The 11828-nt window shown below is 60.2% G+C and carries 10 protein-coding genes and 1 pseudogene; 2 read left to right on the top strand and 9 right to left on the bottom strand.

Translation table 11 applies throughout. The features are described from left to right. Positions 1 to 143: 143 nt before the first annotated feature. Positions 144 to 983, top strand: a complete 840-nt coding sequence (locus ACS4RR_RS04825) for a c-type cytochrome (protein WP_456190124.1) — start codon at positions 144 to 146, stop codon at positions 981 to 983. Between the two features lies 1 nt (position 984). Here ACS4RR_RS04825 and ACS4RR_RS04820 read toward each other — a convergent pair whose 3' ends face one another. From ACS4RR_RS04820 to ACS4RR_RS04790, 7 genes are all read right to left on the bottom strand, one after another. Continuing rightward, positions 985 to 1392 carry a c-type cytochrome gene (locus ACS4RR_RS04820; protein ID WP_017967250.1) on the bottom strand — a complete coding sequence of 136 codons (408 nt, stop codon included), beginning with the start codon at positions 1390 to 1392 and terminating at the stop codon, positions 985 to 987. Between the two features lie 391 nt (positions 1393 to 1783). Beyond that, positions 1784 to 2386 carry a cytochrome c oxidase subunit 3 gene (locus tag ACS4RR_RS04815; RefSeq protein ID WP_162115705.1) on the bottom strand — a complete coding sequence of 201 codons (603 nt, stop codon included), beginning with the start codon at positions 2384 to 2386 and terminating at the stop codon, positions 1784 to 1786. Next, positions 2383 to 4296, bottom strand: a complete 1914-nt coding sequence (gene ctaD, locus ACS4RR_RS04810; protein WP_170258596.1) for a cytochrome c oxidase subunit I — start codon at positions 4294 to 4296, stop codon at positions 2383 to 2385. The genes ACS4RR_RS04815 and ctaD overlap by 4 nt, the downstream gene beginning before the upstream one ends. Further along, positions 4293 to 5285 (bottom strand): cytochrome c oxidase subunit II, encoded by a 993-nt coding sequence (coxB, locus tag ACS4RR_RS04805; protein WP_456189767.1) that lies wholly within the window; start codon positions 5283 to 5285, stop codon positions 4293 to 4295. The genes ctaD and coxB overlap by 4 nt, the downstream gene beginning before the upstream one ends. Further along, positions 5282 to 5887, bottom strand: a complete 606-nt coding sequence (locus ACS4RR_RS04800; RefSeq protein ID WP_456189766.1) for a c-type cytochrome — start codon at positions 5885 to 5887, stop codon at positions 5282 to 5284. The genes coxB and ACS4RR_RS04800 overlap by 4 nt, the downstream gene beginning before the upstream one ends. Before the next feature lie 134 nt (positions 5888 to 6021). After that, a complete protein-coding gene (locus ACS4RR_RS04795) occupies positions 6022 to 8421 on the bottom strand; it encodes an FdhF/YdeP family oxidoreductase (protein WP_456190123.1) in 2400 nt (799 codons plus the stop codon). Positions 8422 to 8655: 234 nt separating this feature from the next. After that, complete coding sequence (locus tag ACS4RR_RS04790) at positions 8656 to 9213, bottom strand: DUF1003 domain-containing protein (protein ID WP_170282042.1); 558 nt, start codon at positions 9211 to 9213, stop codon at positions 8656 to 8658. A 206-nt stretch (positions 9214 to 9419) separates the two neighbouring features. Between ACS4RR_RS04790 and ACS4RR_RS04785 the strand changes: the two genes are divergently transcribed. Further along, positions 9420 to 9632, top strand: coding sequence for a hypothetical protein (locus tag ACS4RR_RS04785; RefSeq protein WP_170282043.1), 213 nt, complete (start codon positions 9420 to 9422; stop codon positions 9630 to 9632). 39 nt (positions 9633 to 9671) lie between these two features. Here the strand turns inward: ACS4RR_RS04785 and ACS4RR_RS04780 are convergent. After that, positions 9672 to 10693, bottom strand: a pseudogene (locus ACS4RR_RS04780) (Gfo/Idh/MocA family protein). Next, positions 10693 to 11679, bottom strand: coding sequence for an MDR/zinc-dependent alcohol dehydrogenase-like family protein (locus ACS4RR_RS04775; protein WP_456189765.1), 987 nt, complete (start codon positions 11677 to 11679; stop codon positions 10693 to 10695). The pseudogene ACS4RR_RS04780 and the gene ACS4RR_RS04775 overlap by 1 nt, the downstream one beginning before the upstream one ends. Between the last annotated feature and the right edge of the window lie 149 nt (positions 11680 to 11828).

Here is an 11828-nt window from a genome sequence, read left to right as displayed (position 1 = left end):
ACATTGTGAGCAGTTTGTCTACTATCGATGACTGTCTTCGCGGCGTAGCGCATCGCTTGCGCAGCTTGTTGTCGCCCCTACCAATTGGGCTAATAGCCGGGGTTCTGGCTTGCGCTTTCGCCTTGGTTTTTCTCTTTCGCTACATCATCGATGCTGATCCGCACTTCGATTCAAAGACCGCCGCGTTAACGGCTGGCGACGCAACGAAAGGAAAATTGGTTTTTTTGGCCGCCGACTGCACGTCTTGCCACGCGACCCCGGGCCAGCCCGACCGATTGAAATTAGGTGGCGGTCTGGCTCTCGCCTCACCGTTCGGAATATTCAGGCCGCCGAACATCTCGCCGGATCCAACGGACGGAATCGGAGCGTGGTCGGTCGCCGATCTCGCCAATGCATTGATCGCCGGCGTTTCTCCCCGTGGCGAGCACTACTATCCGGCATTCCCCTATCCAAGCTATACCGGCATGTCGCTCGACGATGTGAGAGACCTTTACGCCTACCTGCAGACGTTGCCGCCGGTAGCCGGACGGCCGCCACCACACGATCTGGCTCTGCCGCTCAAATTTCGCCGTCTCCTTGCGTTTTGGAAGCTGCTGTTCTTCCGCGAGGGTAAGTCGGGGGCGACGGTCGGGGGCAACGCCGCTGATCGCGGCGCTTATCTGGTCGAAACGCTCGGCCACTGCGCCGACTGTCATTCGACCCGGAACGTGCTTGGCGCCATCAAGCCGTCGACACGCTTTGCCGGAGGCTCGGACCCCGAGGGCACCGGCTTTGTGCCGAACATCACTCCGCGCCGGATAGGCCACTGGTCTGAGGCGCAGATCGCCCTCATGCTTAGCACCGGTGAGACGCCGGACCATGGCCGGGTTGGCTCGTCAATGGCGGATGTCGTCATCAACACTGCACAGCTCCCGCAAGGCGATCGTGATGCGATTGCACGCTATGTCAAATCGCTGCCGCCTCGGCCGACGCCGCATCCGTGAGTTACTGCTCGTAGAGATAGGCGGCGAGATCCCTTGCCTCGGCCTCGGAAATCCCGGTTGCCGGCATGGCCGAATTCGCCGAAAACCGTTGCGGAAAAACGATCCATTGCACGAGGTTCTCCGGCGTGTTGTTGACGACGCCGCCGATGTAGACGCGTTGCCGTAGATCGGTCAGCGGCCCGCCGACCTTCCCGTCGGCGCCGGGAACGCCTGGGATAATGTGGCATCCCACACATCCATAGCGGCGAAATATCTCCGCCGCCCGCGTGGGGTCGCCTGATGTCATGGCAATGGCAACGTTCTGCCGCCTCTCCCGGTCTTTGACGATATTGGCTGCGACGCCGATCGAGACCAGTATCAGGACGACACCGGCCATGACGTAGCTAAGGCGAGCATAAGAGATCTGCATTGGCGCCTCTCTTGTCTATTGTATCGATCTGCAGCAACGCCATATCGAGCACCGCAGAACCGGGATCATCAGGATGAAGGTGATCAGTGCGCGCATGGATTCAGCAGCAGCGTCGCCGCCCCCTGTAGAATGAGAGCAAAGGCGAAGACGGCCCCAAACAAGACACCCACATTGCTGATGAAGCTGGCGCTGCGTGAGACAGCGGAGAGATGGCTCCGCCATGAGATCAGCGCGCCTGCCATAGCCAGAGCAGCTGACAGAAAAGTTGCGAATATGATCCATCCGGTTCCCGTGTCGCAATCTGCGGAGGGAAGCATCTGCCCGAGCTGGGTGCTTACGGCCCAGGCGGCCGGGGACAGTGTCAATCCTGAAATTCTTGCGATAGCGACACTCATTGGCGAGGCACCCAATAGATGCAGAGGTAGAGCGGAAGCCAGGCAATGACGACAAAGTTCCAATAAAGCGCGTTGTCCTGGACGTCGCCGTAACGACGGGCGTTGTCGCCGTGCCGGGAAAACATCAGACATGTCAGCACCAGCGTGTCGATCAGATCGGTAAGGATATGCGTCGTATGCAGTCCGAGCAGGGTCCAGACGATCGAGCCATAGGCGTTGTCATCCCAACTGATATGAAGAGCCGGAAATTCGAAAACGCGCAAAGCAAGCGGAGCAATGCCCAAGAGCGACATCACCACGAGGCCGAGCTGTACCCTTCTCAGTTTCTTATGCTTTGCCCAACGCGATACCATCATATTAGGGATGACGCTGATAAGAAGCAGGCCTGTCAGACACGTACCGGCCAGCAAGTCTGGCGGTGGCGCATCGATCGGCCACTGCGGTGCGAGGCTCATCAGGTAGAAGTAGACGGCAATCGCCAGGCCGAAGCCCGACCCTTCGATGAGCATGAAGGCTCCCGTCGCCCACCACGTCGGAGACGCAGTGCCCATCCCGTGCAGGGACAGTTTCGAGACGTCGAGCACAATCCGATCCTTCATGATTCATCCTCCGGGCTGCCCTTTGGCCAGAACCATCCGATCAATGTGACAGCAATCGGAATGGAGCCCCAGACGACGGCCCAAGGCGAGAACATCGACCAGATCAACATGACCGCTGTGGCGATCGCCGCCCAGAGCGGCCAGACGCTGTCACGTGGCGACGACTCGCGCGCTTCCGGCAGCGCTTCGACCACACTCGTCACCAGAAGCTCCCGACGATCCGTTCTCAGCCCGCTTGCAACCGCCAGCTCGCCATCGTTCGGCGAAAGCGCTTCGCGCGCATCCACGACGGGAATGCGGCGAAAATTATAGGACGGCGGCGGCGAAGATGTCGCCCATTCCAGGGTCGTTGCCTTCCAGGGATTGGGGCCGGCGGGCAGGCCGTTTCGCCAGCTGCGGACGACGTCGACGAAGAAAACGAGGAAGCCCAGTGCCAACAGGACCGCACTCAGACTGATGAACAGGTTCAGACCGGCCCAGGGCAGCTCGGGCTGATAAGTGTAGACGCGACGCGGCATGCCCAGCAGGCCGAGAAGATGCATCGGAAAAAACGTCAGGTGAAAACCGATGAAGATCAACCAGAACGCCCAACGGCCCAGCCGTTCGCTCATCATCCTGCCGGTCATCTTGGGAAACCAGTAGTAAATGGCGGCTATCAAGGGAAAGACAGCGCCGCCGATCAGCACGTAATGAAAATGTGCGACGACGAAATAGGTGTCGTGCACTTGGGTGTCAAAAGGAACCGACGCCACCATGACTCCGGTCAGACCGCCGATTACGAATGTGGCGATGAAGCCGATCACGAACAGCAGCGGCGTTCGAAAGACCGGTCGCCCCGCCCACATCGTCGCCAGCCAGCAGAAGATCTGGATACCGGCCGGGATGGAAATCGCCATGCTGGACGCAGTGAAAAAGCTCTCTCCGAGCCGCGGCAGCCCGACCGTAAACATATGATGGACCCAGAGCCCGAACGACAGCACGCCGGTGGCGATCATCGCCATCACCAGCGGGAGATAACCAAAGAGCGGACGCCCGACGAACGCCGGCAGGATGGTCGACACCATTCCGACGGCTGGCAGAAAGATGATGTAGACCTCGGGGTGGCCGAAGAACCAGAACAGATGCTGCCACAGCAGCGCATCGCCCCCTTCCGCCGGGTTGTAGAACTGCGTTCCGACGAGGCGGTCGAGGATCAGCGTCGAACTGGCGAACATGATCGCCGGCATGGCCATGATGACGAGGAACGACATGACAAGCATCGCCCAGACAAGCACCGGGATCCGGTCCAACGACATACCCGGTGCCCGTTGCTTAAAGACGGTGACCACGATTTCAACGGCGACCGCGAGCGCCGAGAGTTCGGTGAAGGTGATCATCTGCGCCCAGATATCGGCGCGTTTGCCCGCACTATATTCGGGTCCCGATAGCGGCACGTAGGCAAACCAGCCGACATCGGGGGCGGTGTCGAGCGCGAAGGACAGCCAGAGCAGGACTCCCCCGAAAAGGAATACCCAATAGGAAAAGGCGTTCAGCCTCGGGAACGCGATGTTGCGGGTGCCGACCATGAGAGGCACGAAGTAAACGCCGATGGCTTCCATCACCGGGACGGCGAAGAGGAACATCATGTTCGACCCGTGCATGGTGAAAATCTGGTTGTAACGGTCGGGGCTGATGAAGCGGGCTTCCGGCTGCGCCAATTGCAGGCGCATGGCGAGCGCAAGCAATCCGCCGAGGATGAGGAAGATGAAGGCCGTCACGATGTAGCGTCGGGCGATGACCTTGTGATCGACGGATGCGACGGCGCCCCAGAAACCCGGGCGCGAGCCCCAGATTGTCGTAAGCTGGCGCTCGACCTCGGCATCGGCAAGCCCGGTATCGGCCGGAACCGCTGAGGCTTGATCCTTTTTCATCGGAGACTTTCCATGTAGGCGGAAAGCTGCCGCAGCTCATCGGTCGTCAGCGGTACCATCGGCATGTTGTTTCCGGGTTTCAGGGTCTGGGGATCGGCAATCCAGGCGGCGAACGAGCCGCGGGTGGTCTCAAGCAGGCCGGCTGCGATAGTGCGCCGCCCCGCGACATGGGTGAGGTCGGGTCCGGTTGATCCCGATGCGGACGTTCCGCGGATCGCGTGACAGGCGGCGCACTGTTTTGCCAGAAAGACCCCTTGCCCGGCGATCGCCTCGGCTTCGGTCGGCGTTGCGGCATCGAGGCGTTGCCTGGCCAACCAGCGCTGATAGTCCGCATCGTCTTCTGCAATGACGGCGAAGGCCATGTGGCCATGCTGAAGACCGCAGAATTCGGCGCACTGGCCACGATAGATACCTGGCCTTTCGGCCCGCAAGGTCAGGATATTTTCCCGTCCCGGGATAAGATCCAACTTGCCTGCGAGGCTCGGCACCCAGAAGGAATGAATGACATCGACCGCCTGAAGTCGAAGGCGGATGGTTTTACCCACGGGGATGTGAAGCTCGTTCGCCGTCTGGAATATCTGCGTTTGATCGTGATCGGCATAAATGAACTGCCACCACCACTGCTGGGCCCGGACAACGACCGTCACATCGGCGTTTCCACCGCTGTTCAAGGCGCGGGTCGTATAGAAACTTGCTACAGTCAGGATGCCGATGATGAGCGCAGTGGCAGCAGTGGCCGTCGCAACGGCGATCGTCATCGTCCGCTCCGAGCGATTATCCGGGCCCGCGGAGTGGTTCCTGCGGGGCACCAGCGCGAATGTCAAAAAACCCACCACGGCGAGCCAAATGATGGCAGCTACCCACGCAATGAAGATGATCAGGTTCTTCAGCGCAATGGCCGCTTCACCATGAGCGTGGAGTACCGACTGCGCAGTGCTGCACCCGGAAAGCATGATCAATAGCGCGAGCGGCAGACAGCGGAGCTTCACGGCGATGGCCCCTGCTGAGGATGCAGCGGGATTGGACCTTCCTCGAAAAATTTGGCGGCGGGCGCTCGGTTTTCGGCCGGGCGCGTATATCGATCGTCGTTGCGGCCGGGGGCGACAGGGTTGGCGGAATAGGCTCCGATCGTCTTGACATAGCCGGCGAGCTGCCAGATCTGATCGATCGTCATCCTGTCTTTGAAGGCCGGCATCCCATGCGGCCGTCCGTCGCGAATGGAGGCGACGATCGACACCATTGAAGGGCCATAGAGCCACCATCCGTCGAGGAGCGACGGACCAGCCCCGCCTCTGCCGTCACCGTGACAGGACGCACAACCGAACCAGCTGTAGAGCCGCTTACCCTGGCTTAGGTCGTAGCCAGTCGCCTCATAAGGCTTGTTGAGCGCAAAATAGATTTCCGGGGGCGCGCCGCTGATCCCGTTTGCCATCAACCGGATACCGTCCAGCGCCGCCGCTACCGGCGGGTCGACACGGTACTGCCTCGGCTCCCGCAGCCAACCGATAGCGGCGGCCAAGATGATGGCAAGGATTAAAACTAAGATGCTCGAATACCAGCCAAGGCTCCCCTTCAAAATCTTCTCCGGCATCGCTTGATCCTCTAGAGCATGATCCCGAACGCATGACCGGATTTCGGATGACATCATGCTCCAGCTATGTATTGTGAAACAGAATTCGGTCTTGGGCCGACTGATCTCCTAAAATCATCCTGTTTATAAGCCATTCACTCGAGTGGTGCTGTTTCACATCGACTGAGGCGGACTGGCAGCAGCTTGTAAGATGGCGTTTTGGCCTTCTCGTCGTGGTGGTCGAGTGGAAAGAGCGGATTGGCTTCAGGGTAATAGGCTGCGCAACATCCGACCGGAATGTCGTAGGGGACAATTCTGAAGCCGGAGATCATGCGTCTAGTCTCGGGCTCAATGGCCGTCGACAGATCGACAAAGTCTCCGGCGACAAAACCCAACCGGGCAATATCGGCGGCGTTCACAAAAACTACGCGGCGCGTACCGTCGATGCCCCGGAAGCGGTCACTGTAACCATAAATCGTCGTGTTGAACTGATCGTTTGACCGTAAGGTCATAAGGTGAAGAACTCGTTCGTCGCCAACGCCTTCGAACTGCGGAAACAGGCGTTGCGGAGTGATGAAATTCGCCTTGCCGTTCGGAGTCACCCAGCGGCGCTCCCTGGCTGGCAGCGGCCGTGGAAAACCGCCGGGCTGGAAGAGCCGCCGGTTGAATCCCTTGAAGGTCTCCGGATATGTCCGCTCGATGGCATCGCGAATCTCGGAATAATCCGCAACCCAGCTATCCCAAGGCACGGGGCTTTCCGGCAACGTCGCCTTCGCGATGCCGGCGATGATGGCCGGCTCGGACAGCAGGTCCGGGCTGGCAGGCGTCGCCCTGCCCCGCGAGCCGTGGAAATGTGCCACCGAACTTTCCATCGACACCGCCTGCGGGCCGCTTGCCTGCTTATCGATCTCCAACCGGCCAAGACACGGAAGAAGGTAAGCGATCTCGCCATGGATGACATGGCTTCGGTTAAGCTTAGTGGCAATCTGCACGGTCAGGCGTAGCTTTCGCCATGCAGCTTCCATCGCCTCCGTCTCAGGGGCTGCGCGCAGGAAATTGCCGCCGAGGCCGACGAAGGCCCGGCTTTCGCCGCCCAGAATGGCTTTGCAGACATCGACGGTCGTGTGACCCTTCCAGCGCGGCGGATCGAAATGATAAAGTTCCGCCAGCTTGTCCAGCGGTACAAGACCCGGCTTTTCGGTTATGCCGACCGTGCGCTGCCCCTGGACATTGGAGTGGCCTCTGACGGCGCAGATATTGGCGCCGGGCTTGCCAATATTGCCCCGCAACAGGGCAAGATTAACCACCATCTGAACATTTTGAACGCCCATGACATGCTGTGTCAGCCCCATCCCATAGACCATAAGAACCGCATCGGAAGCGGCATAGGTACGGGCCGCGTGCGCCATCTGCTCGCGGGTCAACCCTGATACTCGTTCCAATTCTGGCCACTGATAGCCCCGCGCGGCGGCGGCGAACTCCTCGAAGCCGGAGGTGTGTTCGGTGATGAAATCATGGTCCAGGACGTGTTTTCTATCGACCGCCCGCATCGAGGCCGCAAAGGCAACGGCTGCCGCATTGGCAGGATCGCCGGGCACTGCATCGGATCCAGCGACTCTGCTGAAACCGGAGCTATGCAGGGCGTCGTCGGCCTCTATCAAAGCCTTGCAGACGCCAAAGATGGCCGCGACGTCCCCGCCGTTCTTGACTTGATAATATTCGCTGGAAATCGGTGTTTCCTTACCCGTCAGCATCTGGCTCGGCGCCTGCGGATTGATGAAGCGCAGTAGCCCCGGTTCTCTCAGCGGATTAAAGGTTACGATCTTCACACCACGGTCGACCGCATCCTGAAGGTCATGCAGCAGACGTGGCGACGACGTTCCGACATTCTGGCCGATATAGAATATGCAGTCGCAATTTTGAAAGTCGGAAAGAACCGCCGTGCCGACGGAAGCGCCGATGCTTTCCGGCAGCGCGACGGATGAACTCTCGTGACACATGTTGGAGGAGTCGGGCAGATTATTGCTGCCGAAGATGCGAGCGAAGAGCTGATACATGTAGCATGTCTCGAGCGAAGCCCTGCCCGACGTATAGAAGTCCACCTTCTCCGGCGAAATCGCCCGCAATTCGCGGCCGATCTCTTCGAAAGCGGCAGCCCACGAGACCGGAACATATTTATCCGCTGTCGGATCCCATCGCATCGGATGGGTGAGACGCCCCTGTTCCTCCAGGTCGTGGTCGCGCCAGCTTTCGAGTTCGGTCAGGGTATGCGCCGCGAAAAAAGCCCGATCTGCTCGTTGATTTGTCGTCTCCCATGTCGTCGCCTTGGCGCCGTTCTCGCAAAATTCAAGCGGATGGGTCTTGGCGGGTTTGGCCCAGGCGCAGCTTACGCACATATATCCATCCGGCTTGTTCTGATGCGCCAAGAGCGCTGGGCCCGAGAGGGGGATATGTTCGCGGACAAGGATTTCTCCCACCGATTTTGCCGAGCCCCATCCGCCCGCTGGCCCGCTGTCAAATCCGATCTTCGGTGTTCTTCTGGGTTTTGACGTCATGGTTTGAACTATCCCGAGAGTTACTTCGCAACTGCTGCTGATGCCCTGCGGGGCAGCCGCCGGTCGGACATCCAGTCCTGACACTGGAAGGTCGAATCGACTGCCGCCAGTGTTGCTGCCAAACTCCCGAAAGGACCCGTTGTTCCGCAGTCGCGGAGATGCGGTTGGGACCCGCCGGAATTCTGCCACATCATGCGGTAGTGCACCGATGATCAGGCGGGCCTTGGGCCCCTTTTACGCTGGCGGCGGTTTTGTAGTTCCCCGCCGGTGCATTTTCTCTTCGATCTCGTCCAGTACCTCTTCCGGCCTCACCTGCTCCTTTAGTTCCTCGAGCTCTTCTGTCGTCTCGATTTCGATGCCGAGCTTCTCGGCAATGGCTGAGACCAGGGTCAGCAACTCCGTCGTCTCATGCTCTGCCAGAAGACAGATCTGCAGGTTGAGATCGGCGCGCTTGTCGTCAGCTTCCGCCATACGATTTTGGCTGATCAGCACGAATGTCGAGACGAAAATGGCTTCGACGGAAGCGACCATCGCCAGAATGACAAATGACGGGTCGAAGACCGGCATGAGCGGAAGCAGGCCGGTATTGAAGATGATCCAGAGCGTAACGACCAGCAGGTGCAGGTAGACGAACTTCATCGATCCCGCGAAACGGGTAATGGCATCGGCCACCCGCTCCTGCCGGCTCGATTGTCGCGCCTCCTCCTCTCGCCGCTTCAGCAGAGCCTCGATGTTGCGGTCGAGACGTCTCGATATCGTGCTTTGCTTCTGCTCGGATCTCGGCACCGACATTGAATCTTCCATATTGGGAAATCCAAACCTCCTTGAAAGCAGAGAGTTCCGCGCGTTAGCAGTGCTGCTCATTTCACCGGCGAACCGGCGATTCGCGATGGCTTGGCTTCCCGCTCCCGCCGCTTTCACAGCTGTTCAGAGACGACCGGATGAATTCCACGGCCCGCTTACCTATGCCGGGAAGCGCCAGGAGTTCGTCGTCGGTCATGGAGGACAATTTACTGACACGCTTGATGCCGCTGGAAAAAAGCGCCTTGACGATCCAGGCAGGAATTTTGCTGCGGGCGAGCATATCGCTCGAGGCTCCCGGCGGCTTTGATGTCTTCCCTGCTGTTCGAGAGGCCATGTTCATCCCGCAGATGATTTGCGACCGCCAAAACCGGAAAGAGGCTCGGCGGTTCCAGCCGATTCACCGATGACCGCAAACAATTTCGTCCGGTCGCCCCGACGCCGCCGCTTCATCCGCGCCGATAGATGTCGTCGATGATTTCGGCGACCTCGACAAGGCGTTCGCAGGACGGATCGTAAGCCTGACCACTGGCGAGCCGGGCGGCCCAGTCCGCTGCCGCCCGGCCACCCCAATCGTCGGGAGGCCGGACAATTTCTTCGGTCGATGTGCCGCGGAAGCGATAGGCCGCAAAGTCATAGAACGACCCGCCGACGTTCCTGAAAGATGCACCCCCGATGTTCCGAAGAAGTCGGCGCCGATGACCGCATCGCATCCTGCCTGCAGCCGCCAGGAGCAGGCGAGGCGGAGGACCGCGCCAGTCGCCAACGTCAGGGTGGCAACAGCGAAATCTTCGACATCCCCCGTTGCGCTGATTGGCTCGCCGCCTTTCATCAGGATACTCGTGGTGTCGACCACCTCGGGAAAGTCGAGGCACCAGAGCGCCATGTCGATGAGGTGGACGCCGAGGTCGATCACGCATCCTCCGCCCGACAGCGATTTGTCGTAAAACCAGGATTTGTCGGGACCGTAGGCATTGTGGAAGACCAGATCGGCGGCGAAGACCGTGCCAAGCTCGCCTGATCTGAGCAAATCGCGGATGCGCTGCATGCCTTGCGTGTAACGATAGGAGAAATCGACGCTCAACAGCCTGTCGGCTGATCTGGCGGCGGCCACGACCGCTGCCGCTTCCGCGCCAGATCGGCCGAGTGGCTTCTGACAGAATACTGCAACCCCAGCCTGTAGCGCCCGGATCGACTGCCCGGCGTGCAGGGCGCTCGGAGTGGCGATGACGACGCCGTCGAGGTCGAGCGACAGGAGCGCATCGAGATCGGCGACGATTTCCGCATCCGGCGCAAGGCGCAGGGCTTCTTTCCGCATGTCTTCGGAGGGATCGGCGATGGCAACAGCTTTGGCCATCTGCGTGCGGAGGATTGCTTCCATTCTATTTCTGCCGATCCAGCCGACACCGAGGAAGCCGAGTCTGACAGGCTTGACCCGCATCTGCAGAGAGCGCTCTACCAACCTGTTCATCAGCACGTCACCATCGCCTTGAGGAAACCATCCGGCCTGTCCCGAGTGGCGTCGAGCGCCTCGCCCAGGCCCTCGAGCGGATAAACATGGGTATAGAGCGATGATGGATCGAGCCTGCCGGAAACGACCGCTTCGATCGCCTGGCGCATGCCGCTGATATAAATCCTTGGATCGCGTTCATGAGCATTGATGACGTCGAGGCCACGCCAGTTCCAGAGCTGCATATTGACCTGCCTCGGACCGTCCTGATGGTATCCGGCCACAACCAGCCGGCCGCGCTCCGCGGTCAGTTCGCCGGCGAGATCGAGCGGCCACTGTTTGCCGACCGCCTCTATGACGCGGTCGCAGAAAGCACCGTTGGTCAACACTCTCACAGCTTCGATGATCCGCCAGTGGTCGTCCATCGCCAGTACTTCGGCGGCGCCCATGCGCTTGGCGGTCTCGAGGGAAAACGGACGGCGCGAGATGGCGATGACGCGCGCACCGGCGCCGCTGGCAAGCTGCGTCAGCAAGGCGCCGAGAAATCCGATACCGATAATGGCGACGGTCTGGCCCGGCTCGATGCGGCTGCGCCGGAATATGTTCATCGCGCAGCCGAGCGGTTCGCCCGGAAAGGGTTGGCCGTCGAGCGCCGGCGGCAGCGGCACGACCATGTCGGCATCCGCGAAATCGTGGGTTGCGTAGGCATGATATGAGAGTGCAGCGACGTGGTCTCCCAGGCTGAGGCCAGACACCCCTTCCCCAAGCGCATCGATCCTGCCCCATCCCTCGTGACCGAGACCACCCGGCTCCGTCGGAAAGGTCATCCATTCTGGCCCTGCCCAGGGCGCAAGATTGGAAGCGCACACGCCCGACCCTTCGATCCTGATCCTGACCTGGCCCGGCCCTGGCTGGGGAAGAGGCCTCTCTTCGACCGATATTTGTCCGGGGCCGGTGATGATTGCCGCCCGGATCGCTCCCTCGGTCGCCCTTGGCAACACGTTCATGAGTTGCTCCTTCATCTAATTGGCCGGCTTGGTGTTGGCAGACGTCGTTGCCGCAGTGGGGCTCCGATTCCGACCATCGACCTCTCACCAGGTCGCCGCTTCTCAATCTTCGAGACGTTATTTCGCTTATAGATTGGCCGCCGAACCAG

The sequence above is a fragment of the Rhizobium zaerense genome (assembly GCF_051810725.1).
GTDB classification, from domain to species: domain Bacteria; phylum Pseudomonadota; class Alphaproteobacteria; order Rhizobiales; family Rhizobiaceae; genus Rhizobium; species Rhizobium leguminosarum_I.
The sequence above is the reverse complement of the archived record's forward strand: the minus strand, read 5'-3'. Positions and strand labels throughout refer to the sequence as shown.